The organism is Myxococcus xanthus, assembly GCF_013116825.1.
Taxonomy (GTDB): domain Bacteria; phylum Myxococcota; class Myxococcia; order Myxococcales; family Myxococcaceae; genus Myxococcus; species Myxococcus xanthus_B.
This window is the reverse complement of the sequence record NZ_JABFNS010000036.1, coordinates 40,700-65,403: the sequence shown is the minus strand read 5'-3', so window position 1 is coordinate 65,403 and position 24,704 is coordinate 40,700. Positions and strand designations below refer to the sequence as shown.

At 63.2% G+C, this 24,704-nt stretch carries 18 protein-coding genes and 1 pseudogene; 11 read left to right on the top strand and 8 right to left on the bottom strand.

The window, feature by feature from the left end; genetic code table 11:
• The 8 genes and pseudogenes from HNV26_RS13130 to tnpC form a co-directional block, all read left to right on the top strand.
• Positions 1-585: pseudogene (locus HNV26_RS13130) on the top strand (hypothetical protein); the annotation flags it as partial.
• Entirely contained in the window at positions 575-2,914 is a 2,340-nt protein-coding gene (locus HNV26_RS13125) for a hypothetical protein (protein WP_171441494.1), read from the top strand. The pseudogene HNV26_RS13130 and the gene HNV26_RS13125, both read left to right, overlap by 11 nt.
• Positions 2,911-4,245, top strand: a complete 1,335-nt coding sequence (locus tag HNV26_RS13120; protein WP_171441495.1) for a hypothetical protein — start codon at positions 2,911-2,913, stop codon at positions 4,243-4,245. The genes HNV26_RS13125 and HNV26_RS13120 overlap by 4 nt, the downstream gene beginning before the upstream one ends.
• A 138-nt stretch (positions 4,246-4,383) precedes the next feature.
• The gene (locus tag HNV26_RS13115; RefSeq protein ID WP_171441496.1) at positions 4,384-6,441 is read left to right on the top strand and encodes a hypothetical protein; all 2,058 of its coding nucleotides are present in this window, start codon (positions 4,384-4,386) and stop codon (positions 6,439-6,441) included.
• A 101-nt stretch (positions 6,442-6,542) separates the two neighbouring features.
• The gene (locus HNV26_RS13110) at positions 6,543-7,307 is read left to right on the top strand and encodes a tetratricopeptide repeat protein (protein WP_216612194.1); all 765 of its coding nucleotides are present in this window, start codon (positions 6,543-6,545) and stop codon (positions 7,305-7,307) included.
• Between the two features lie 274 nt (positions 7,308-7,581).
• Positions 7,582-7,896, top strand: coding sequence for an IS66 family insertion sequence element accessory protein TnpA (tnpA, locus tag HNV26_RS13105; protein ID WP_171441497.1), 315 nt, complete (start codon positions 7,582-7,584; stop codon positions 7,894-7,896).
• A 4-nt stretch (positions 7,897-7,900) separates the two neighbouring features.
• Positions 7,901-8,266: an IS66 family insertion sequence element accessory protein TnpB gene (tnpB, locus tag HNV26_RS13100; protein WP_216612192.1), complete on the top strand. Its 366-nt coding sequence runs from the start codon at positions 7,901-7,903 to the stop codon at positions 8,264-8,266.
• 46 nt (positions 8,267-8,312) lie between these two features.
• Positions 8,313-9,812: an IS66 family transposase gene (gene tnpC, locus HNV26_RS13095; RefSeq protein WP_171441498.1), complete on the top strand. Its 1,500-nt coding sequence runs from the start codon at positions 8,313-8,315 to the stop codon at positions 9,810-9,812.
• A 773-nt stretch (positions 9,813-10,585) separates the two neighbouring features.
• On the opposite strand, the gene HNV26_RS13090 is transcribed toward tnpC, so the two are convergent.
• Together HNV26_RS13090 and HNV26_RS13085 are read right to left on the bottom strand one after the other, a co-directional pair.
• On the bottom strand, positions 10,586-12,442 hold the full coding sequence (locus HNV26_RS13090) for a GmrSD restriction endonuclease domain-containing protein (RefSeq protein ID WP_171441499.1): 1,857 nt from the start codon (positions 12,440-12,442) through the stop codon (positions 10,586-10,588).
• A 615-nt stretch (positions 12,443-13,057) separates the two neighbouring features.
• Positions 13,058-13,615, bottom strand: coding sequence for a hypothetical protein (locus HNV26_RS13085; RefSeq protein ID WP_171441500.1), 558 nt, complete (start codon positions 13,613-13,615; stop codon positions 13,058-13,060).
• A gap of 399 nt (positions 13,616-14,014) precedes the next feature.
• On the opposite strand from HNV26_RS13085, the gene HNV26_RS13080 reads away from it, so the two are divergent.
• Positions 14,015-15,022, top strand: a complete 1,008-nt coding sequence (locus tag HNV26_RS13080; RefSeq protein WP_171441501.1) for a methyltransferase domain-containing protein — start codon at positions 14,015-14,017, stop codon at positions 15,020-15,022.
• 1,280 nt (positions 15,023-16,302) lie between these two features.
• Here HNV26_RS13080 and HNV26_RS13075 read toward each other — a convergent pair.
• Positions 16,303-16,527, bottom strand: a complete 225-nt coding sequence (locus tag HNV26_RS13075; RefSeq protein ID WP_171441492.1) for a 50S ribosome-binding protein YggL — start codon at positions 16,525-16,527, stop codon at positions 16,303-16,305.
• Positions 16,528-16,549: 22 nt separating this feature from the next.
• Positions 16,550-17,473, bottom strand: a complete 924-nt coding sequence (locus tag HNV26_RS13070; protein WP_171441502.1) for a DUF429 domain-containing protein — start codon at positions 17,471-17,473, stop codon at positions 16,550-16,552.
• Between the two features lie 709 nt (positions 17,474-18,182).
• Here HNV26_RS13070 and HNV26_RS13065 point away from each other — a divergent pair.
• A complete protein-coding gene (locus tag HNV26_RS13065) occupies positions 18,183-18,953 on the top strand; it encodes a hypothetical protein (protein ID WP_171441503.1) in 771 nt (256 codons plus the stop codon).
• A gap of 393 nt (positions 18,954-19,346) precedes the next feature.
• Here the strand turns inward: HNV26_RS13065 and HNV26_RS13060 are convergent, their stop codons facing one another.
• A complete protein-coding gene (locus HNV26_RS13060; RefSeq protein WP_171441504.1) occupies positions 19,347-19,709 on the bottom strand; it encodes a hypothetical protein in 363 nt (120 codons plus the stop codon).
• Between the two features lie 214 nt (positions 19,710-19,923).
• On the opposite strand from HNV26_RS13060, the gene HNV26_RS13055 reads away from it, so the two are divergent.
• Positions 19,924-20,382 carry a hypothetical protein gene (locus tag HNV26_RS13055; RefSeq protein WP_171441505.1) on the top strand — a complete coding sequence of 153 codons (459 nt, stop codon included), beginning with the start codon at positions 19,924-19,926 and terminating at the stop codon, positions 20,380-20,382.
• A 76-nt stretch (positions 20,383-20,458) separates the two neighbouring features.
• Here HNV26_RS13055 and HNV26_RS13050 read toward each other — a convergent pair whose 3' ends face one another.
• The 3 genes from HNV26_RS13050 to HNV26_RS13040 all read right to left on the bottom strand — a co-directional run bounded on the left by HNV26_RS13050 (position 20,459) and on the right by HNV26_RS13040 (position 24,597).
• Entirely contained in the window at positions 20,459-20,617 is a 159-nt protein-coding gene (locus tag HNV26_RS13050) for a hypothetical protein (RefSeq protein ID WP_171441506.1), read from the bottom strand.
• Positions 20,618-20,894: 277 nt separating this feature from the next.
• Positions 20,895-23,981 carry an RCC1 domain-containing protein gene (locus tag HNV26_RS13045; RefSeq protein ID WP_171441507.1) on the bottom strand — a complete coding sequence of 1,029 codons (3,087 nt, stop codon included), beginning with the start codon at positions 23,979-23,981 and terminating at the stop codon, positions 20,895-20,897.
• Between the two features lie 448 nt (positions 23,982-24,429).
• Positions 24,430-24,597 (bottom strand): transposase, encoded by a 168-nt coding sequence (locus HNV26_RS13040; protein ID WP_436410039.1) that lies wholly within the window; start codon positions 24,595-24,597, stop codon positions 24,430-24,432.
• Between the last annotated feature and the right edge of the window lie 107 nt (positions 24,598-24,704).

Sequence of the window (24,704 nt, the reverse complement as noted above, 5' to 3'; positions counted from 1 at the left end):
GGCTGGGGCGGGCGTCCCGGAGAGGGCGGCGCGTGGGGCGCGGTGGCGGGGCTGGGGGCGGAGTACATGTCCTCGACGGTGGACATGCGCGCGCGCCTGGAGGGCCGCCTCCAGCGCGGAGGCTTCCGTCAGGGCGCCTTCGGTCCGGACTACGAGCTGGCGCGCTTCCAGGTGGCGGGCCCGACTGCCGTGCCGCAGGCGGACGCGTCCTTCCCGGATGGGTACTCGGCCCACGGCGAATTGATTTTCAACTGGGACGCGGAGAGCCTGGGCGTGCTGGGGCAGCGCCACTTCCGCCTGTCGATAGGGGCCGAGGTGTTCAACTGGGGCCGAGTGGACGTGGACGGCCGGTTGGAGACGCAGCTCTTCCACCGCAACCTCTCAGTGGGGGTGGGCGGCCTGGCGGTGGGCGCGGGCCAGCCGGGAGCGCGCTACCTCGCCTCGGCTGACGCGCGGTGGCGCTTCCTGGGCGGGAAGCTGTACGCGGTGGGGCAGGGCGGCACGCTGCTCTTCCCGACGGCAGAAGGGACGCTGCGGCCAGGCGCCTTCGCCTCCGTGGGACTGGGGGTGGACAATGCGCGCTGAGCGGCGTTTGCGCAGCGGGCTTGGCCTCGCGCTGGTGGTGGCCCTCCTGGCCTCCGGGTGCGCCTCGTTGCCGGCGAGGCCGGGCTTGGCGGGCCGTGGGGCCGTCCTGGCCTTCAGCCCCGTCTCCGTGCCCTCCCAGGCGGCGAGGAGCGCGGCGACAGGTGTGTACCAGGGGGAGGCGTCGGGCTTCGCGGATGGGACGTCAGACCCGGGGCCGATGGGCTTTCGACGTGGAGTCATCGGCCGGGCCCTCCACGAGGAGGGTGCGCGCGGCTCGAACGGCGGGGGAGGGGCCTTCGTCTGTGGCGGCAAGGCCCTGCCTCCGGGCTGGCCCCGTCTGACTCAAAGCCGGGAGGTGCTGGCGCCCTTCCTGGCGTGTGCCTCGCCCGCGGAGTTCGTGGCCATGCAGCGCGGGGTGGACATGGCCGCGCTGGTGCAGTCCCTTTATCCCTGGGACGCGGTCCGCCTGGGCGCGCTGGGGCCTCTGGATGAGCACGCCTCGGCTGTCCTCAGTCGCAAGCGCGCGGACTTCATCGTCACAGCCGTGGAGAAGTACGGCGTGCCGTATGCCGAGGTGTTCTCCCTCTTCGTCCTGCACTCGGCCTTCGACGACGAGCTGCGCGAGGTGGTGCAGCGGCTGGCTCGTGACAAGCAGTTGGGGGACACGCTGGGCGCCATGGCCGCTGTCCGCGAGGAGCTGAAGCGGCGGGGCCTGGCGCTGGAAGGCTTCCCGGAGCGGGGCGAGCAGGGGCGTGACGTGCTGCGCGGGCTGGGGCGCGCGGGCCGGGACATGCTCTCCAGCAGCTTGGTGAGCGGTGAGGCCCGGTACACGGAGCTCATGGCCATGCGTGGGCAGATGCCCCCGCCCTATCAGGCCGCCCTCGACGAAGTGCAGAAGGCGTTGATGGAGAGGCACTACTCGCCGGGAAGTGTCTCGGCGGGAGCCTTTGACTCCCTCACCTTCGGTGTGCCGGTCGGCTTCTACCACCTGGTGGCCGGGACGGGGCATGGGGCGTACTCCCTGGCGCAGGGCAAGTACGAGCAGGCCACGCGCGAACTGGCGCCGGCCGCGCTGATGGTGGCGCTGTACGCCGGGAGCAAGGGCGCACGCGCCCTGGTGGAGTCCAACTCCGGTGGGCGGGCGAGTCTGCGGCGGCTCGCGGCATCGGACTTTGAAGCGCTGAAGGCCGTCGTGAAGGAGCTGGAGGAGCTAGTCGGCCCCGACGCAATCCGCGAGGGCTTCGCCTTCATGCGGGGTAAACGCGAGGTCGCCCGCTTCGTTCTGACAGCGGGGCCTCCTGGCTTCGTCGCCATCATTGAGGCCCGCGGAAACCCCGCGAAGGCTCAGGTGCTGCTGATGGAGTCGGCCAGCCGCGAGTCCGCTAAGCCCGTGGCCACAAGGGGCTCAGCCGGGAAGTGGTCCGACAACCTGGACCTCTTCGAGAAGAACGCCGAGGCGTCCGCTGCGGAGGCGCAGGCGGCAAGTCGGGAGACCTCCAAGGCTGCAACGACGAGAGGAGGGGCGCGTCGCGAGCCTGTCCAGTCGTCGGCGAGAAAAAAGCAGTTCGACAACTTGGACCTCTTCGCCCAGGACGCCAAGGTGGGCGCAACGGAGTCCGCGAGGGCCAAGCTGCTCCAGGCGGAGCTGGAGTCCTCGGGTCCACGGCTCCCGAAGGATGTGAAGCTGCTGAAGGAACAGGCACCGAAGCTGGAGGAGCCACCGCCGGGAGTCGAGCAGGGGGCGCCGCGCTGGCAGGAGTACGTCGCCTATCGCAAGAGCCGGCTGAAGGAAATTCAGGACGGTGATGCCGTCAAGGGGCCCTTGCTGTGGGAGGGCTACAAGGGGATGCGTGACTACCATGCCCGGGGTATGGCGTTCGAGAGGAAGATGGTCGCGATCCTGGAGGAGGATGCGGCGAAGCCGCGGGCCGAGCGGAAATGGCTCAAGGACTTCGACGAGCCACAGATCGAGACCCATGTAGGAGTCTCGAAGGTGGACCTTCGCTATGCGGACGTGCTTGTCATCGAAAAGAGGACCACTCCGGGTCAGCCCTCGCGGGTGGAGACGTTCAGCTTCAAGAGTCGGAACTTGGCCGTTCTGGGCGAAGATGCGCTACCTGTGCAGGTGAGGACGGACGCCAGCAACGCCATGAAATACTACGGTGGAACGCTCAAGATTGTGCGGGACGGTATGCGCCAGCAGGCGGAGATAAAGCGAGTGCGCCTTGTCTATGAGGAGAAGGGCCTCCTGCCCGAGGATACTGGGCTGTTTACGCGTGCGGCGACCGACGCGCAAAAGAGGACTGGGGTGGAGGTGTTTTCTCAATGAAGACGCTGACGATCCACGATCTGAACAAGGCAGATTGTCTGCGCCTGTTTTATGATGGGGCATTTAATCCGAAGGATGGGGTGGAGTCTGAGGTGGCGCCATTCCTTGATGCTCTTGAGAAGTATGCAGCTGGTTGGGCGCCAACGCTTGTTAAGGCGAAGCGGAGCCGAAAATACTCCCGAGACGCCGTGCTGCGCGCGATTGACGAACGACGCGACGCCTACGGATCGACCATTGGGCTATTTCGCTCAGAGAATCCCGGCGTGTCGTTGTCGCTTACTCTTGGACTTACGCAAGCTGAACCCGACTTGAGCGTCAGTCTTCATGTTCAACCGGTCTCATTTTTTGCACAGGAGGAGGCTAGCCGTGGTTTTGTGGCAATGGTTCGTGCCTGGGCCTCTCGGTACCCGTCTCATTATGCTGCTGCGCACAGTACGGCTGACTGGGGCCTTACCGATAGTCCTGCCTTTGGTCGTGACGATGAGACATGGAGGCGGGACGGGTTCGACAAGATTTATGAGCTGTTCTGGTTGAATATCTTCGGTCCGAAACTGGTGGAGTCCGTAGGCCGACAACGGATGCTCTCGACTCCCGCGCACCTCGTGGAGGAGCTACCCAACGGCTCCGTCCTCGTGGTGCTATGGCCGACTGCTGCCGAGTTCGCGAGTGAGGAGGCGCGTGTGGTGCAGGCCCGAGCCCACGTCCACCTGCGGTCGGACCTCAACTTCGACACGGTGCTGTGCAAGTTGCGGGAGCGCAGTGCCGCGCTCGTACCTGTCGAGCCGCGCTTCCACCCTGACGTGGCGCCGTTCCTCTCTCGGCTGCCGGACGAGTTCGCCATCAGCGAGCGGCAACGGAAGATTGCCGAACTCAACGCCTTCCGACCGCCGGTGCCGGAGGAGTGGCTCCCTGTCGCTCATCCCTCGGACGTGGCGACTCCGGCGCGTGTCCTCGAGTCCTACGGCGACTTGTCTGAAGGACTCGTGGCTGTGCTTCACACGGATGTGCCCTCCATCATGAAGGAGACGCCTGAGTCGCTGACAGACCTCGACTTCCACTTCTGGAAGACCCGCTTCCCCGAGCGCTACACGCGCGACGTCCTCGACGGACACACGATACCGGCTCTAGGCGCCTACCTGGGGGACGTGTTGGTGCGGCGGTTGGGAGGGACGTGGGTGCTGCGGCAGAAGATGGATGAGTCCCAGGTGCGCGTGGGCAAGCGCGTTTGGTTGCCCTTCCTCCGGGCCCGCCGGTACATGCAGTCCCGCCAGTCTCTGCTGGACTACTCGCTCACGCAGTTCTTCCATGAGGCGGAGCGGTACCGGCCCTGAGTTTGAGGGCGACCGTCGTCACCTAGGCCAACGGGCGTCGGCGTTGCAGGACCACCACTCCGGTTGTGATGGCGGCTTCGGGATTGTGAAGCTGCCCTTGGTGCGGCCATCATGCCGCCGGCCTAGGAGACGACACCCGTGCTGAGCTTCGGACTGTGGTTGACGGTGGGACTAGGAATCGGCGTCCTGGTGGTGCCGCGTGTACTGCTATCAATCAATGCGCTGTTCTTGCGCCTTGAGGGGGCGCATTTGTCTGCGGCAGAAGCGCAGGCCCGTCTCGATGAGAAGATACTTCAGCGCGCCTGGCTTCGATGGCTACTCAGACTGATAGTTTGGGCCGTGAGCGTGCTCATCTGTATCTCACTCCCTTTAATTCTTGTGCTCTCCGTTGCCGTAGTGCTGAACGAGGTGATGCGAGTGCCGTCACCTTCCGCCAAGGTGCTCGTGGCTGCGTCTGCGGCCGGTGCCGTCTCACTGCTTTCAATGCTCAGGGGCCGCAACCTCTTCCCTCCGGACCGATTTCTTGGGCGGCTTGTTTCAAAGGAAGAGGAGCCTCGGTTGTTTGCGACGCTCACTGAGGTTGCTGATGCGATGGGAATGCGGATGGTGGATAAGGTGATACTGCTGGCAGCCCCAAGTGTTGGCGTCGCCGAGGATGGACCGCTGTGGAAGGTACTCGCCGGGCGCGGTGAACGAACCCTTTTGCTTGGGTTCCCCCTCGTGAAGGAGTTGTCGAGCAGCGAACTGAAGGCGCTGGTCGCCCTGTCGTATTGTCGGTTTCGTCACGGGGACTTTCGCTTGCTGGCCATCAAGAGTCGTGGAGAGTCCTCGCTGATGGGGGCGATGGCGCTCATCAAGTATCCAATCTTGAACCCCATGTTCTGGGTCGCGCGGCCCTGTGCCCTAATGCAGGTTGAACTTGCAGGCCATGAGTTGCGTCTGGGCAGGTTGCAGGCGGACCAGGCTGCTGCGCAACTGTATGGCGGAGAAGTGCTCGCTTCGGCCATTGTGGGGCATGCACGCGTTTCGGAACGATACAGCCGCATCGTGGAGCCGTTGTTGACCTATATGCGTGGTCTGGACCTCTCGTGTCGTAATGTTTATCGGTGCGTGGATGCAATGGAGGAGCAGTCCCCACGTCTTCTTCGGGAGCTGAGGTTTCATTCGTTCTGGAATCGCGACACGGCGGAGGAGAACAAGCAGATTCCGGCCTCTCGTGTACGCGTCGCTCGAATAAGCGGCATCGCGCCCCAAGTGTCTCAGGACGGCTCCCCCGCGTTCAGTCTCATTGCTCGGCCTGTAGAAATGGCCGAGGAACTCACACGTGAGATTGGGCAGGAGAATGATGCCCGGTTGATGGCAAAGGGGCATGACTTGCCGTCGGTGCCGGGTGAGGCGGATGTGGCTTTTCAAGAGAGGACTGCTTGTGCCATAGCGGCTTGTTGGGATGCTTGTGAAATGGGGAAGGAGGGCTATCCGACTGCGCCGGATGAACTTCTTTTTGCAGCGCGGCAGTTGGAGGGCGTGATTGAATATCCCAAAGTTCTGGCGCTGCTTCTCAAGAGAATCGCCAAAGTGCAGCACGAGTTGGGGCGAATCTCTGATGCTCGTACGACCTACCGGCGCGTCATCGAGATTCTTGAAGCTGAACCCGAGACTGGGGAGGGGGAGACTCAACAGCTTCAGAAGCTGGTTCAGCAGTTGGTGACGGTAGATGCAGTCCGTGCTCAGCAGATGGAGGAGTGGCTTCCTGTTGAGGCGGCCTCAAGCTGCGATGTTGAGGATGTCGAGGGTGCCGTCGAGCACTATTCGCTCCTTGCGGAATACCTGGTTGCGTTGCTGCATGTGCCGGTTCCGTCCGTCTTTGATTCAACCCCTGAGTCGCTCGCGGATATTGATGCGCACTTCTGGGAGGAGAATTTTCCGGAGTCGTTCGAACGCTGGAAAATCGATGAGTCGACAGTGCCACTTGTCGGGGCGTTCTTGGGTGAGGTGTTGGTGCGCAGGTTGGGTGGACAGTGGATCCCTCGAGCGAGGCTTGAGGAGTCTCAGGTGCGAGTTGGAGATTCAGTGTGCCTGCCCTTTGTTCGAGCATATCGCTACATGCGCTCGCGCCAGGCGCTTCGAGAGCATTCGCTTTCCCAATTCTACGTGGAGGCGGAGCTTCGCTGCAGCGGCACGCGGGCGATTAATTAAGGTGGGCCAGACGAGTGAGTTTCCTCGTTGTGTTCCCGAGCGGGGGGTGAAAAGTGAGGCATCCAGGCATTGTGGTCGTTCTAGGTTCGGTTGCAGGTTCCATGGGCGCTGTCTGGCTCGCGCGGAAGCCTGACGAGCGGGCGATGGTATGGGTCCAGACCGCGTTGCTTCTCGCCATCTTCCTCACCTTTATTGGCTACACGTCATGGAGATTCCGGAAGTGGGCGGCGCTCTGTGAGAGGGGGGCCGCGCTGCTTGATGCTGGCGATCTCGGAGCTGCCCAACGCGCGCTCGAAGATGCTGACGGCTACGCCCTCCGCCCTCCGGAGCGCGTACTGACGCGCTTCCACCTTGCGTTGTGTGCGTTGTTCCAAGGGCATGTGGACGCCGCACGCTCGGGACTCTTGGCGCTCTCTCGTGGGTGGCGTACCAAGGAAGTACCCGACGTCTACGTTCGTGCCCCCGACATGTTGGCGGCCTGTCTCGCCCTCCAAGGAGACCTGGTCGAGGCACGGCAATGGCTGGAAGAAGCCCATCGTCGCCGCAGGCCAGGCGATGCGAGCTTCTCGTTAGGGGAGCTGCTCATCCTGTGCCGAGAGGAACGTCACGGTGCGACGGTGCGTTTGCTCGACGACCGTCGAGAGGCGATTGAAAAGTCCAGCGTTCTTGTCCGCAATCAGCTTCGAGTTATTCGGGCTTTCTCCTGGGACGCGCTCGCCATGGAGGGGGGCGGCGGCACCCCGGACGAGGAACTGAAGGGCGTGGGGCCAGTCCGGCCTGGAGAGTTCAACTACCTCGGCGCCCAGTGGCCTCGAATGGAGGCATTCCTCCGTGCTCGCGGCCTGAGCGAGAAGGAGGCCGCATGACGTTGCCATCTGGCCTACCAGCGGCTGTGCACGAACACGTTCAGGACGAACGAAAACGGAAACCCCAGTGCGCCGAGGAGCACCGCAGCCAGGGCATGGCGGCGTTCAACATCCGGCGCCTGTCCGGCCCTGACTGCGCGTAGGTGCTTCCATCCCAGGACGGCACCCGCGAGTGCGCATGGGAACAGGACGAGTCCGAGGCAGGGTAAGCGTCCGGCCAAGGACGTGCTGAGAGGCGTTGAGGTGAGAGCCGCCGCCGAGGACGCTGGCGAGCATGTCGAAGTCGGTGGAGAAGCAGGAGTGGTTCCAGGTCGCGGAGTCTTTCGAGGCCAGCGGGCTGACGCAGGTGGAGTTCGCGCGGCAGCGGGGCGTGCGGCTGAGCACGGTGCAGTCGTGGGTGTACCGGCGACGCCGGCACCTGGCGGCGAAGGCCGAGGCGGTGCGCCTGCTGCCAGTCCAGGTGATGCCCCCCGTGGAGGCGAGCACCACCTTCGTGGAGGTCATCGCGGAAGGTGGGGCTCGCCTGCGCTTTGCTGTGGGTACTGACGTGGGGTACGTGGCCCGGCTCGTCGCCGCGCTGGGGCGGTGAGGCGGTGTTTGCCCTTCCAGCCTCGGTGCGCGTGGTGCTGGCCACCGCGCCGGTGGACATGCGCAAGTCGATAGATGGACTCATGGCGCTGGTGCGCGCCGAGTGGGGCGAGGATGTCTACTCGGGGCACCTCTTCGCCTTCGTCTCGAGGCGAGGGGACCGCATCAAGGTGCTGACGTGGAGTCGGGGCGGCTTCGTGCTGCTGTACAAGCGGCTGGAGACGGGCCGCTTCCGGCTGCCGCCGGTGGACGCGGACGCGCAGGCGGTGCACCTGGACGCCACGCAGTTGGCGATGCTGCTGGACGGCATCGACGTGGCCCAGGTGAGGCGCCAGCCCGCCTGGACGCCTCCCGGGCGCACGGGCAGCTGAGGCGAGGAGTCCGGGACGCAGCGCGGCGGCGGCGTGTTGTGGCGGAGTGCCCCGCGAGCTCCCGCAAGACCACTTCTGTCCCTGGCGCGAGGAGGCGGAGGAACTCAAGGAGCGCCTGACGTCGCTGGAAGCGAAGATGGCGACACTGGAGCGCCACGTCTTCGGCCGCAGGACGGAGAAGCTGCCGACGGTGGCCGCCGAGCTGCGAGGGGATGCGGACGCCACGGCGGCCCAGGCCGAGGCCGCGAAGAAGAAGCGCCGAGAGAGGGCCGCCCGGAAGGCGGAGGAGGCCCCGTCGCGGGAGATTCGCCACGCGGTGCCCGCCGAGGAGCGCCACTGCCCGGCATGCGGCGGCGAGGACTTGAGGCCGCTGGGCAAGGGCCGCACCTCGGTGCTCTTCGAGCACATTCCGGCGCGCTTCGAGCGGCAGGTGCACGTGCAGGAAGTGCTGGCCTGCACGTGCGGCAAGGGCGTCGTCACCGCGCCGCCTCCGGCCCGCGTGGTGGACAGAGGCGAGTACGGCCCTGGCTTCATCGCGCACGTGGTGACGTCGAAGTGCGCGGACGCCATGCCGCTGCACCGGCTGGCCCAGCGGGTGGAGAGAAGCGGCGTGCCCATGAGTCGCAGCACGCTGACGGACCTCTTCCACCAAGCCGCCTCGGTATTGCTGCCCTTATCGCAGCACCTCTTGCAATGCATTGCGTCCGCGGACGTGGTGTGGGCGGACGAGACGCCGCTGCGCGTGCTGGACGTGAAGAAGACGCGTCTGGGCTACCTGTGGACTTTCCTCACCCAGAATGAGGCGGGCGAATGGCTCATCGGCTACCGCTTCAGCATGGGCCGCGCCAGCAAGACGCCCAAGGAAGTCCTGGGCGGCACCGTAGGCTCCCTCGTGGTGGACGCGTATACCGGCTACAACGCGGTGACGCTGCCAAAGGGCCGGGTACGCGTCGGCTGCTGGGCCCACGTGCGTCGCCGCTTCTTCGACGCGCTGGCCACCGCGCCCGAGGCGCGTGACGCCCTGGACTTCATCCTCGCACTCTACCGAGTGGAGGCGCAGGCTCGCGATGCGAACATGGTGCGCACCGCCGCTCACCGCGAGCTGCGCCAATTGCACAGCGCCCCCGTCCTCGCCAAGCTGCACGACTGGCTCGAAACACAGGCGACGCGCCACCTGCCCAAGAGTCCGCTGGGCCAAGCCATTTCCTACGCGCTGAAGCAGTGGGAGGCCCTCACGCGCTTCGTCGAGAATGAGCGCCTGCCCTTGGACAACAACCGCTCCGAGGCGGCGCTACGGAAAGCGGCTCTGGGCCGCAAAAACTTCCTCTTCGTCGGCCACGAGGCCGCGGGCGAAAACCTCGCGGGCCTCTACGCGCTGGTGGCCACCTGCGAAGCCAACCAGGTCAACCCCGAGGCGTACCTCGCGGACGTCCTGCTGTGCGTGCAGACGCACCCCAACTCGCGCATCGGCGAGCTGCTACCCCACGAGTGGAAACGTCGACGCGCCGCAGAGCCACCTGACGCAGCCCTCCAGCCCAGCGCCTGAATCCTCGCGGCACGCGCCGAGCACGGTCCTCGTCCGTCCGCAACCGCCCACGCCACGTCACTGGCCGGACGGTTACGAGGCAGGAGAGGGCAAGGACTCCCCATGCCTGAGCCGAGACCTTCTGCTGGACGGCCAGCCGCCGCTCGAAGCACGGGCTGCAGTAGACGGTAGCCACGGCACTTCGAACGCATTGGAGGCACACGAACGCTCCGCAGCGGTGACAGGTGTCGATGGCTGCCTGTTCCTGATGAAGGTGACAGCGGGGGCTGTCAGACCACCTCGGCTGCATTGCTACCTCGCCCAGTGTGGGCCTGTTCGCATGGCGCCGCGAACGGCGGGAGCCTGGGCGTTTACATAGCGAAGGACGGAGCGTTGCCGCTAGGCCTGCGAGGCAGGCGGCGTCAGTGACAGCACCGCCCCAAGGGCCCATGTCCACAGCGGGCGCCAGTCAGCGCCGCGGACAGCCTTCTCCGCGTGCTGTGCCACGGCTGCCTCGAGAGCTGTCCTTGGCGGGAGCGCCATCGTCACCATGTGCGCAGAGCGCCCCTCTCCGGTGGGGGCCTCCAAACACAGCCGCCAGATGCGTGGCTCCGGCTCCTCGACGATGAGGAGGTCGGTCGCCGTCCACCGGACTCGGTCCCTGAACGCTGAGGTATCCCCTCATTTGGAGGTTCCCCTCGGAGTAACCATGAGCGACCGACCAAGCGAGATCAGAGGGAGAATTCGAAATGAGGGGATGCCTCAGCCCTGAACGGAGTCCCCTAGTCGAAGGTCTACGGCTTTTTCCAAATTTCTAGAGCCACAGCGCGGTACACTTCCGCCCTCTCGTCGATCTCGGCCTTGGAGAAAGAAGGTATCGCGCGAAGCTTCATGGTTGGATGGGTCGTCGTAAAGCCATTTACATTTGGATTGTTTTGGTAGAATCCGGAACACAGGCTTTGTGCCAGGACATTCTCTGTGGAATAAGCGGCGAGCTTGTCTATGTATGACTTGTCTTGCAGAGAGCGATTTCTGGAACGCGGCAACAAGACCAGCGCGCCCAACCGGTTGCGAAGTTCTGTGTACTCAGCCGGGGAGGCGAACCCCATCTGTGTCGCATTTTGCGACGGTGCGCAAAGCAGATGCTCAATATCAAAAGTTCTCCCGCCGCGATCGCGCTGCACATACACACCAAACCCAACCGAGTTCGTTAGCTGGATTTTGTTTTCCAGAAAGTCAGCAATCCGTGCGAGAATGTACAGAATATCAGATCGTTCAGACTTGGCGTAGCTCAGATTTCCAATGCCTTGCATTGCTTGAAGGTGGGTGTCCCATTCGGTTTGCACGTAGGTCAACACAGCACTGTGATCCATGCCTCTGATGGCTCTCGTGATGCCGTACGATATGTCTCGCAAATTGTCGTAATTGTTATCTTTCCCCTCGATTGAGCGTGACGTGAGAATTAGATCCAGAAACCTGGCTACAAGCTGCACCTTGCTTTGCCACTCGGTGTCGGTGTCGTTAGGCTTAATAGGCGCCAAAAGCACCATTGCTTGTAGGGTGTACTTGTGAACTGAGTTGTAGAATACATGTTCGTACGCAGGATCGAATTCCTCCTCTGCGCGTCGAATCGCGGCATAAATATCTGCGTACTTGGTTATCTCATCTCTGGAGAATCTGGAGTAGTCGTCGGATGTCACAATGCCGATATTGGTGGCATTGTCGACAAACCAGCGGTGATAGGAGTCACCAATATGATCAAAATCGCCTGGAGGGTCTCCTTTTTTCTTTCCGCGAATGGTGTTGGACCACCGAGCACGGAACATGGCGCGGAAGAACAGTGAATCCTCTTCTGCGCCAAGTCGCCGAAGATCATTGACCGTTTTGACCCATAGTTCGTGGCATTTCTGGTTGACCTCAGCATCAGTCACCTTGGAGAGTATATGGCCCTTGAGAAGATCGATTGGTCCGAGACGCAATCCGCGATCATTCATGGTTACAAACACGCGGTGGGCATCATTCTCGCTCGCCACGGAGATTTCGATGAGCTCGACCTTCTCAACAAGGTAGTCAATGAAGAATTGAATATGCTGCTTTACGGTTTCGTGAATTTCCTTGTCGACGGACTTCAGCACTTCAACAACTCTCAGGTCGCCGCTGTCCAAGCCCGAAAGAGAGTCGATCTTCTCCATGGCCGTGGAGACGGATTGATCGTAATTTAGGTATTCTCGAAAAATGCTTCGACGCGACTCTGAAAACTCGATTGTATAGTCAATCGTTCCGTAGCTTGTGCGTTGAAGAAGCGTGGATAAATCTTCAACATGGGCAATTTCTTGATCGTGGCAGTAACGCTTGAGGTAGGCCATCAAGACAAAAATAGACGTGAGCCGCTGTTGCCCGTCGACAATGGGCTTCTGACCACCTTTTTCAGCTGAGGTGATTATAGAGCCAAGAAAATAGCTGCGGTAAGAGGCGACGTCTTTGCGACCGTGAGTTGACTCATATGACTCCAGGAAAGTACCTTGGATGTCGCTTAGCAGTTCTGTGAAGTGCTTTGATTCCCACTTGTAGTCACGTTGGAATGTTGGAAGTGTATATCGGCTCTGAAAACACGTCTTGACGGGTCTTATTGCGACACTGACATCGCTCATGAGCGACCTCCAAAACTGCCTTCCGGCGGCAGGAATGGAGTTTATGCCGCCTTACGTCCGAAGGCATACGAAAGATGGCAGGAGGTAGCAGGCTGTCCGGCAGCTCCAGCCCGGCTTCGGGTGGCACCACCAGGTGCAGCGCGCGGACGGGCAGGCGGACGTCGTCACACGTGTAGCCGTGGAGCTCCGTACTGCGCAGCGATGCGGCGAGGGCAGGAGCCACGGTGTGGCTGGTTTGCCCGGTGGCGTCGTAGACCAGCCGCATCCAATACTGCGCTGCGCGTAGCTGGAGGAGAGGGACCAGCGCCATGTCGCCACGAGTGACGTGGAGTACGGCATCCATGAATCGGTCATCCTGCGTGGCGTCTTGGAGCCGCGAGAAGGCGGTACGGCGGGCAGAGTCCTCCAGCGCAAGAAGGGGGAGATGGAGGGCGAGGGCGTAGGCGTCGCCCATTGAGATGCGCCCAGCATGCGAGTCCTGCACGAGTGCGTCGAGCGCTGCGCTGAGGCCACCGAGGGCCCAGTACCGCCGGCATTCTTCTGGGATGGGAGACGCCGTGAGGAGTTGCATGGTATCCGTCCGCCTTCGCTCGTGAAAGGGCCCTACTCGAATTTTTAGCCTGCGGCTTTGGCTGCGGTCACCAGCGGGTGGTTCTCATGGGGCGACAGAGGGCTGACCTCATCTGGGCGGAGGACCGCGCCCTCTTCATCGATGACGACGACATCGCCACCACGACGTGCGATGACGCCGCGCCTCATGCCCCAGTCCTCGCCGGCCAGGAATCGAACGACGCCAACGAGCCCGCTCGGTTCGGCGTTGGGAGAGCCAGGCTGGCTCCACCAGACGGGGAACTCGGGCAGCGCGGCATATGTTCGCTCTCGCTCATCCCAGTGCTCCATGAAGTACGTGCCTGCCAGCCGGTGGCATTCGTCGAGCGCAATCTCGTGATTCGTTTGGAGCTGCTCCTGGTGCTCCAGTACGCCGACGGGGACCCATCCCTCCTCGGTTCGCGCCCACGCGGCCAAGTCCTCCTGCTCTTGAGTCTGGGCCGGGGAGGCCGCCATTTCAGCGTCGGTCAGGATCCGCTCTCGGAGGAGGGTTAGCAGCGCCCATCGGAAGTCAGAGGCATCGAACACACGGCCGTTCAGCTCGCTCTGGACCCTCTTGGGCATTGGGCATTCCCCGCGCGGCATGGCGCTGCTTCCGCTCGCTGTGGGGAGAGTAGCTAGCCCTCCACGGGGCGTCGAGGAACTGGTGGCCGCCCGGGCCTCACCCCTGGGTGGTATGGACCAGGAGGCTTGGTGGTGCCGTCGCCAGGCCCAACGGAAGGGAGCTTCGGGGGGCTTGATGCCATGGTGGGCATGCGATAGCACCACGGAACTATGGTCGTGCATTTCAGCCCGAATGCTCGTGTCCGTCTCAGTGCCCTTCTCAGTGCGGCTGACCCGTTGAGTTTGGGCCATCTGTCGGACCTTTCGAACAGACGCTTTTTCGACAGGCGCGCCAGAGAAGCGCTGGCCCTGCATGGGCTCTTCAGTGGGGCTCTGGAGATGGCTCGGCTTTCTGCCGGCGTGGACCTCGAAGAGCGCACCAATAAGTCCACTTTGGACGAGATGTGCAAAGAGGCGGACGATGTATCGCTAATCACGTTCCTGAGAGGTTGTTATTCCTACCTTGCGAGGCTGGAGGCAGAGGACCGGCCAATCCCCATTTCTTCCGCGTACCTAGAGCAGCAGATTAATCAGGTTCTCGAACTCGATAGGAGCCCCATCAGGCTACGGGGCACCGAAGTAGTGTTGGCTGTCTCGTCGGATGCCGAGGCACTCTATCGAGCGTTGTTGTCCAATGTGGATGACGCTGCGGAGTTCAAGCAGGGCGACATCCAGATTGAGATGGTGGTGTCCACTATCCAGGAGCGGCTCTCCAGGCCTGGGGTGGTTCTTGTCGATTACGGCGTTGGGCTTGGGCGTGTCCTGCTCGGGTTGGCGTCGGCCGGGCTATTCAAGAACGCCACATACGTGGCTGTTGACCAGCCCATTCACGATGACGTCAAGGCGCTAGCGGGCAAGGTGGGCGCGCGGGCAGAGTTTCATGAGCGGGAGGCGTTCCTTGCTTCGTCGCAACCGACCGCTGATGTGATCATGGTGGTCAATACGCTGCACCACATCCCGTTTTTCGAACTAGCGAAGCAGTTGGCCGCCCTCCTGGCAAAACTGAAACCAGAGGGAGTGCTCCTGGTTCATGAGATGGCAGAACTCCGGGTGCCAGAGCAGTTCAACATCCCTTGGCGGGTCGAGGACGTCCACCTGCTCTTCAACACCCCCCTCCTGAAGCCGAACCTGCGAACGACGCAGTCTAGGGGGCAGAAGGTGCCCATTACCCACCTCCTTGTGAAAGTTGCCGGGGATGGGGACCTGTTAGGGACGCTGGAGTCTAACGCTCGAGCGGCTTGGGAGCAGATGAAGCGGCGAACCTTGGACACCATCAGCGAGCTGTACCGGAGCAAGGATCCGGAGGCACATCGGGAACTCCAGTACGCGTTGATCGCCAACGCGAATTTGGATCTCAACAAGCCCTAACCGAAGTGGGCGGACGACGAACTCAGCTCCGACTTTGAAATGGTTTCGCCCGTTCGTTGACGGGGCTTCTGGTTCGCCAGCGCCAGGCCCGATGCGCGAGGTGCTCGTGGACACTCTTTGCGGGGCTCGACATTCTGGCTGGGCGGCCGTCTAGCAGCGGACGCAGAGGGGCTGGCGGCTTCGTAGCTCGGAGGGTGGCGGTGGCACCTCGCGGTGCCGGGTAGCGCCACGAGGCCGCGCGATGGGGGGCGCTCTGCGGAGTCTTGGCTCTCTCGGGAGGCGCTCGGGGCTGGGGTGCGTGACGGGGCGTCCCTCCCCGTGAAACAGCGGCGGAGACAGATGATCCAAGGCTTCCGAGCGCGCTTTCACTTTGAGTGCTGATTAGGAGGACCTCCCCCGACCTTGCGCCGCCCTCGTGGAGACCAGCAAAACAGGTAAGAGACGCGACCAAAAACCAGAGAGAGACGCCCTCCCAGAAACCTCAGAGCTGAAAGAGCGGGTCTCCAGGGGAATGTTGTTAACCGCCTCCCCAAAAGTTAACAGCACCTGTTAACCGCTCTCGACCTCTCTCTCCCCAGAACGGGTGAAAGAGCGGTCCAGAGAGCTCAATTGGCGGCGGAGGAGAGGGGACATCTCGCTCTGCGGGGTAGAGAGCCGAGAACGCCCTCTGCGGCACCGTGAGCCAGAATCCCTTGTGATTCAGGGGCTTAAGCACGAAGGCCCCGCGATATGCATCGCGAGGCCCGTGTAAAACAAAAGGGCCCTACCGGTTGGTAGGGCCCTTCGTTCAGCTCCCCGAACGAAGCCCTGCGCGAACTCGTTCTCGGCTTTTCTCTCAGAGGACTCAAACTCTCTGAGGGCCGAAAGCCGAGCAATATCCAGTGGTTTCAAAGAGGGACTGGGCGAGCCCTTCAATCGGGGGCCGATTGAATATCCGCAAACTACACCGTGGGTGCCCTCCCGTCCATGGTTCTGCTCCTCTTGGCGCCCGCTTCACCAGGAGTGCGTGGTGGCGGTGGGCGTGGGCTCACGCGCGACGCTCTGAGGTAGGTGAAAGTCGCATGGTTTCAATGCGAGCGGAACCTGGGACGAGCGAGGCCTGCCCGTGGGGCTCCCGTGGGCCCCCTCGCGGCCCGCCCGGCCGGCGTCCACGGCCGGCGAGGGCAGGCCTCCGTAGGAGGTGTCGAGCCAGGCCGCGCGCAGTAGCAGCTCGGTACGTCCCGCTGCCGCTCTCCATTGCTCCTTCGCCGCTTACAGGAACTCACCGGCCCGCGCGCGCCTCAACAGGTTCGTGACGCGGCGAGCCAATTTCGGCTAGGCACACGGGTCATCAGCTCGGCCCAGAGATGACCCATGCGACTCATGTACATGCCCTTCTTCGTCGGCCGGCCCGAGAATCCGAAGCCCTGCAGCGAGGAGATGCCGGGTCGCAGGTAGCCGAGCAGCTCGAAGCCGAGCTCCTTGAACTCGCCGACGCGCTTCTTCTTGCGGAGCCGATTGTTCACCGCGATGGACCGTAGCAGCGGCCTACGCCGGTGCGCTCGTCGTGATGGTAGGGACCCAGATCGCGCCCTCCCACTCCTTCACGAGCCGCTCCTGCCACGTCGGGTCGGGCGCGAGGACCGGGCGACAGCCGTTCTCCGCGTGGAGGATGGCGGTGCAGAGCGCGACGAAGGCGTCGGCCACATCGTAGTCGGGCTTCTTCGTGGTGCCCGAGCTGTAGCGGCACGCGAGGGCGACGAGCCGGAGATCGACGTCGAGCTTGATGCCTGCGGCGGCACACGCGGCGATGCCGAGACGCACCGCTTCGTCGGGCCTTGATTTGTAGCTCGCCAGGCCAATCGTTCGTAGCGTCGCGCCCGGGTAGACCTCGATGATCTCGCCAGCACCGCGACCGCCTGGAAACGGCAGCACGCGGTACTGGTGCGACTCCCACAGCTTCGAGAGCAGCGCGTTCCCGAGGAGCGTCATCTGGAACGTCGCCTGGAACTTGTCCTTGAGCGGCGGCTGCCCACCGGCGGCGATGTCCGTCGCGCGTTTCGTCCAGAGCCGCGCGCGCTCGGCGCGGTCTCGCCACGGGGCGAAGGGCGTGAAGTCGAGCGGGTCGGTGAGTGGGAGGCGCTGCGCGATCCACCAGTTGAACGAGCGCCAGCCAAGGAACGCGCCGTGCTCGTAGCCGATGTCCGAGGCGAACTTCGGGTCGCGCAGGAGCGCGTGGGGAACGCAGAAGGGGAAGTCGAACCCGACGACGCGCGCAGGTCGGGCCACCAACTCGTCGACGAGCTCTTTCGCGATCCAGCCCGGAGGCTCACCCGCGAGGAGCCGAGCGTTCATGCCGGTCGCGTCGATGCGGTAGGAGTGCCAGCCCGTCGAGTGCGCGACGACGGCGATGATCTTCCGCCGCTGGTCGCGCGTCCGCTGCGGCGCACCGAAGTCGACGCCGACGATCATCTCGACCTCGAGCGCGCGGCGAAGGAGACCAACGGGACCATGACGCTCCAGTTCTCGCCGCTGCCGCCGACGTGGTCCAGAGCGATTCGCTTGGCGCCGTGGTGGGGAGAGCGGCGCGCCCGCCAGCACGCGCCCCCTTTTGCCTCGTGCCTCACCGCAAAGTGACCGGCAAGGGAAAGCTCCTCATCATCCAGGCGAATGCTGCGGCGAGCGCCGCGCACCGTATAGTGGGGGAGGTCCCTGGACGGATACCTCCGCACGATGCTGACGCGCGGCGCGAAGCGGCCACGTTCCAATGTCGAGGAGCAGATGCCGATGCTCGCCGGCCGGGTGCAGAGCCACCTACGTGTGCAGACGGAGAGCCGCTACTGACTGGACGACCAGGCGCGCGCCCCCGGCCATCGGCGTGTTGGGCGAAGCCTTCCGCGAGGCACGAACCGCGAAGGTGGAGGTGTCCACGGACCTGCTTCTCCACATCGACTTGGCGTGGACCTGTGCCTGAAGGTGATTTCGGACCTCCTCGCCGAGCAGGGACGCGCGAAGCCCGCGCGCCTCGCTCGCTTGCAGTGACGCACGGTTTGACGGCGCCTTGAGGCACTCGTTACGCGGCGACCGAGTTTGGGGTAGGTATAGGGGGCTGACGATGGGCTCCAACGTGCTTGAGCCAGCGTCTTGCAGAGGGAGGTTCAGCAGTGTAGCTGGGAGGGCAATGTCCATCGATACCGAGAATCTCCTTCGCCGACTGAACGAGTTCGACACACTCGCACGAGCAGGCTCGGCGATAGATGGCTTCCCGTGGGAGTCGATCTCGCCGTTCGCCAGCCTCTGGTCGCAATCTTGGCCCAGCGAAGTGGCCGAAGCGATTGGCGATGCGGACGACCTTGCTGTCGCGCTTGAGGAGGATTGTCCTCCGGGGGGGCCTCAGTGGATCGCGCTCGCGCTGCGCGACGGTTCGACGGTACCGCGGACGCCGGACGACGGCGGGACGAATGACGTGGTCCTCTGGCCGGGAAGCGCTGTTGTTAGCGAGAGCCTGGATGCGGCTCCGCTCTTGATTGTCGGCGGAGCACTCACCGTCGAGGGCTGGCTTCGCGTGAACGACGGCAGCACGGTCGTCGTGGCCGGGGGACTCAAGGCTCATGGGGTTCGATGCCTTGGAAATCTCGTCGTTCTCGGCGACATCGAAGTCGACTTCGCGCGTGCGGAGGGCAATGGCGGCATCATCTTCGCGCAACAGCTTTCATGCCGCCTCTACGACAACCCACAACTGGCCGTGCATGCGCGCGTCGTCGCCGAAAGCGCGGTATACGAACGAGGAGGCGAGAAGACGCGGCGTTCGGGCACGCAGGGGGGCTCGCCGGAGTCGCTCCTGGTGGAGGGACTCGTTCAGAACGAGCCAGGGAGCGGTCGCGCCATCCTTGCCTATGATGAGATCGAGCGGCGCGGGGTGACAAAGCAGCCGGTGTTTCGCGGCGGCTGAGCGCATCGCCCCCGGTAGCGTGTTTTCTCCGCAAGGGACCGCCTCCTTCTCACGTGAAGCACCATCCAGGTCTCCCCCAGGAACGAACTCCATGTCGCCGCCTTCACGTTGTCCTCCCGAGAGTCAGGGGGAACATGAACGCCCCCAGACTGGGAGAGACAGACCGGACGAAATCGCCGCCTGAAATCGACTGCTACCCGCGACAGCGCCCGAGCTCAGCCCGTGCCTCCGCCGTCTCCAGGGCATAGGCCTTCCGCCACACGGTCAGCTCCGCCCAGGCACGTCGCGCCTCTTCCACTGCGCCCGTCAGCCGGAACTCCCTCTCGCGCCTCGCTCCCTCGCATTGACGCACTGCCCGACGAGGGCTTGACGCTCACCGCACAGGTATGCCGTTCAGCGGCGAACGCGCGATGGATTATGCAGGTCCTTCTTGATGTAACGAAATCCTTGAAATCCACGCATGCTTATCTCGCGAGGCATCTTTTCCAGTGGTCCGTTGAGAACCACCACATCCCCAGGTCCATCTACCCGCCTTCCTGGCCGACTTCCGACCTTCATTCCTCGGTGCTGCTTGATGCTTCCTATCTGGCCGTAACCACAGATTCGCCCTTGGTACACGACGTAAAGCACCCCGCCCGCAAGCTCGTCCTTCCTCAGGATCCTCTTGGGAAAAGGGTAGCGAACCTCGTCGCGCTCAAAGAGTGAATCAATGTGCTCTTGGCGCTCTGTCCTCTCGATAGTCATCATCAAGTTCATTGCATCCCCCTTCTGTTGGCGCGTTCGCCGATGCTGAGAATGTACTACGGCAGAAGCGTCCGCGTAGGTTCCACCCGGCCGACAAGATTCCTCTGCTACGGAGCAGTTCGACAATTCTGGGGCTCTGCTGACCCAGTTCGCCAAATCGTGTCAACCCCATCTGGCATACCTCCACCCACAAGTCGGGTGTGGTGCCCGATGCGAGGGAGGGCGCATGCAGCGGGGACTTGGAAAGCAGAAGCCGCAGTACTTCTCCATCCGGTCGGTCATCCAGCTCATCTCTGACGACGTCCAGCCCATGGCGCGAAAGGCCTTGCCGCCGCGGGAGATGATTCTGGTGGGTGAGGTCGTGGAGGTGCGCGGGCGCAGTGTATGTCTGGCCGACACCCGTGGCTTCGACAAGCGCGTCTGGGTGGTGCTCCCTGCGGATTGCACATGGCGGCCTGGGTTGGCGCACATGGCGGAGTTCGAGGGCAGCACGCGGGCCTTCGTGGACGAGGAGCGTGGCGGCATCGACGTTCGCTTCATGGCGAAGAGCTGGGCGGACCGCGGCCCCTCGAGTCGGCATGTTCGACAGCAGGCGGAACTCGACGCTCTCGAAGCGGGACGCTTGGCTCCTCCACCGAAAGTTACCGGTCGCCCTCTACATCCCCAGGAGGAGCAGGAGCCCTGAATGCCGAGAGGCCAGGTCCCCTGGATGGGAGCCCGGCCTCTGCGTGGCTTGGCGCGCAGGTGAAGGAGCGCGAGCTTCAGCAGGGGACGGGCGGAGGGCCGCCAAGCCGGTCAAAGCCCGCAGGGGACTTCGAGGCGAAGCTCACAAGGGAGCAGGAGGCGGCGTCGAACTGGGGCCAGAGGCTGTTGCGATAGCTGCGCTTCATCGGGTTCGTCCGCACCGTCAACGTCGTCATGGTCGCCGCTCCTTTCCCTGGGGACCTGCGGTGATTGGATTCTGTCCCTGACACGACACGATTTTCTTCTTGGGGTTCGCCGCTGCGGTTCATGTGCACGTGGCGGGTGGCTCCTTTTTCATCGCGCGGCCAAAATAAAAGGCCCTGCCAGTTTTCAGGCAGGGCCTTCTTTTCTTCAGTTGGGAGAAGCGAGAGGACACCTACGTCGCGATGCTGCACTTCGCACTGGGCATCACCACTTGGGTCCACTCGCTCCTATCGAAGCAAGCGCTGAGCACTACTGGGGCAACTGAACCGGGACTGGCGTGTACGCTACAGCTTGGGGGGCACCATCCCCTCGCTGTCCGAAGATGCTGTCGCCAGAGGCCCAGACGGATCCATCGGCTGCTTGATGCAGTGAATGGTAACGCCCCGCCGCGGAGTGGATCATGTCAGTCAACCCCGAAACCAGTACGGGTCTGGTGCGATGGGTCGTGCTGCCATCCCCCAGCTGACCGAACGCATTGTCGCCCCATGCCCAGAGCGTTCCGTTACTGCGAATGGCATATGATGAATAGCCGCCGGCGCCGATACTTCTTGCTGAGGTCATAACCTGGACAGGTGTGCCGACAAGGCTTCCGTTACCTATTGCAGAGCCATCGCCGATTCCCCCAAACGCATTGGAGCCCCATGCCCAGAGAGTGCCATCTGAGCGTCTGGCCATGTGATGGAATGCACCTGATGCAATCTCCACAACACCTGAGAGAGACGGAATCTGTACGGGATACAGCACTGTACTGGTATTCGGTCCGGCGCCCAGGCGTCCTTCATGGTTGTCGCCCCATACCCAGACCCTTCCATTCGCGTCCACTGCCACCGAGCCCGAATATGAGGCGGACATCGCGGTGACTCCAATCAACCCGGAAACCTGAACTGGGGTGAGGCGATCAATCGTTGTTCCGTCGCCAAGCTGGCCCTGTTCATTATTTCCCCAACCCCAGACCGTACCATCCGCGCGCAAGGCAAGAGAGTGAAGCTCGCCTGAGGAAATCGCGATGACCCGACTCAGGCCCGGAACAGGCGCCGGCACATAATGATAGGTCCGAGTCCCATCACCCATCTGCCCGTGGTTCTGGTAGTCGCCTCCACACGGAGTCGCAGCCCAAGTCCATACTGTTCCATCCGACCTCAGGGCGGTGAAGTGACAGTCACCGGCGACGACGTCCACGATACGATCCAACCCAGCAATCTGCATCGGTACGTGTGACCAACTGGTCCCAGCGCCCCAGCCCCAGACCGTCCCGTCAGAACGGAGTGCTACGGAGTTATCGTCTGCTGCCGCGATGTCCACGACGTCGTTCAGGCCCGTGAGGCGAACAGGCATTTCGCGCCGGTCAGAAGCGCCATTGCCCAACTGCCCATGCCGATTGCGGCCCCAGGCCAGCAGAACGCCGTCCGCGCGCTGCGCGAACGAGAATCCTTGCCCACCCGAAACTGAAACAACATTGCTCAGGCTTGGCAATCGCATGGGAGTGGTGACGTCGTATCTTTCGGTCCCATCCCCAAGCAGGCCGCCGCCCCATACCCAAACCGCACCATCGTCAGTCACTGCGAAAGCTCCTGCGGAGCCGGCGGATATTCCGGTGACTCCAGTGAGCCCAGTGATTGGAGCCGGCGAAGAGCGAGAATCCTCTGTGTCGTCACCCAGCTGGCCATAGACGTTACAGCCCCAACTCCAGACTTTCCCGTCCGCGCGAAGCGCAAGCGAAACACAGCCCCCTGCCGCGATGTCCACGGCATTGCTCACTCCCCCGACGGGTGCTGGGACTTCGCGGGATGAGGTCGTTCCGTCACCCAACTGTCCAGAGCTGTTGTTACCCCATGCCCAGATGCTGCCGTCCGAACGCAATGCGAGAAAATGGTAAGGCCCGCCTGTGATCGAAATCACTCCAGAAAGACCGGTCACCTGGGTGGGGGTGATGAATGAATCCAGGTTGGACCAGGTCCAAACGGTTCCATCCATCTTGAGTACAGCGACCTTGTATGCTCCAGCCGTGACGGCAACCGCATTGCTGAGCCCGGCCACTTTCGTTGGCAACAGTGTGGCCTTGTTGTAACCCCCCCAGACCCATAACGTCCCATCCGACCGAACGGCAACGGAGGAGTCGCTGGTCGCGGCCACGTCCACGACGTTGTTCAACCCCGTAGCAGGAACGGGTAGGGCACTACCATTGGTGGTTCCGTTGCCGAGCTGCCCTGCATGGTTTTCTCCGGATGCCCAAACGGTTCCATCCGGTCGCAAGAACAGGGTAAAGGAGTCTCCAGGGGCGACCTTCGCCCATCCTGACTGGACATTCGTGGAGCCGGGCGTGGCGCGGTCCATCACCGTGCCGCTACCGAGTTGACCGACGAAGTTGCCTCCCCATGAGCTCACCAGCCCCGAGGTCAGTAGCACGAGAGAGTGCGCGCTCCCCATGGACACCAGCCGCCCCTGGCTCAGCCCACTGACCTGGACAGGGAGGACGCGGTCCACCTGCGTCCCATCGCCAAGCTGTCCGTAGGCATTGAAGCCCCAGGCCCAGACGGTGCCATCCGAGCGCACGGCGATGGAGGAGTTCAGTCCGGAGGCGAGGGACACCCAGTTTCCCTGGGGCGCCGCCGGCACAGGGGCAAGTCTATTCGTGTTCGTCCCATCCCCCAGTTGGCCATAGGCGTTGTTGCCCCATGCCCGGATGGCGCCATTCGCTTGGATGGCGAGGGAGTGACTGTCACCCGCGGCGATGGAAAGGACGTTGCTCAGCCCCGGTACTTGCATGGGGGCAAGACGGCGGGCCGTTGATCCATTGCCAAGCTGTCCGCTGGCGCCGGCGCCCCAGGCATGAACCGTCCCGTCCGCCCGGAGTGCCATCGAGTGGGCGCTTCCCCCCACCACTGCCACGATGTTGCCAAGGGTCGTCCCCACCTTGGTGGGGGTGGTGCGCGAGGTCAGGGAGCCGTTGCCCAGTTGTCCATCCCAATTGGCGCCCCAGGCCCAGACCGTTCCATCTGAGCGAGCGGCCAGGGAGTGCTCCGTGCCAGCCCCAATGGTTGTGACTCCGCTGAGGCCGGGAACTTGGGATGGGATGGGGCTGTCCTCGCCGGAGCCGTTGCCCAACTGCCCGGAGGCATTGGTGCCCCACGCCCATACCGAGCCGTCCGCGCGCAGCGCCAACGAGTGGGAAAGCCCCGCCGCGACGGCGATTACGTGTGTGAGTCCTTGAACTCGGACGAACTCTTTCCGGTCGATATTGGTGCCATCCCCCAGTTGGCCAAACAGGTTGGAGCCGGAGGCCCAGACAGACCCATCAGGCCGGATGACGAGTGAGTGCTCCTGCCCGGCAGCCATTCGGGCTGGAAGCGCACGGAGTGCCTCCGTGGCAATGCCCTGTCTCGGAAGAGTCACTGGCTCTTCCTGAGGGGGGTCCTCAATGACGCCACAGCTTGCAGAAAGCAACACCCCCATCAGAACCGGGAGCAGTTTAGCGAAGCTGTCGACTGACTTACTTCCTGTCAAGCATCGCATGCAGGGACGACCTTTTCATGGGGGAGAACCTCTAGATTGAGAGTCAAGCAAGAGCTCTACTCCATGGATTTCGAGTCTGTCATCTGGAAAGATGGAGGAGAGCGATGGTGCCCTCATGACGGTGGGAAGAGAGCTGGCGCGACAGATGTCTTTGAGCTGCGACCACTTTCGCAATCCGGGGGAGGGCGGCTCCCGATCTTGTGGTGCCCGTCGCCCAGGAAAGGCGAGCGGATTGGCACTCTGCGGATGGTCTCCAGTAGCGCTTGTTCCGTCAGCGCCGTCTTAGAGCTGCAGCATGCTCTCGGGCAGGTCCAGGTCTTTCTTTCGCCACCTCCGCGACTGACTTGCCCTCCACCAGCGCCAGCTTCACCGCCCCGGCCTTGAACTCCGGGCTGAAACTACGTCGCTGCCGCCTCTGCTTCTTCTCGCTCGCCGACATCGAACACCCGTCCATCACATTGGGGGTGTCCACGGAAGCGGCTCTCCCGCACTTCGTGTGGACCGTAGTCCTACAGTTGCAGTTTGAGTCTCGCGCCACGTGCACGA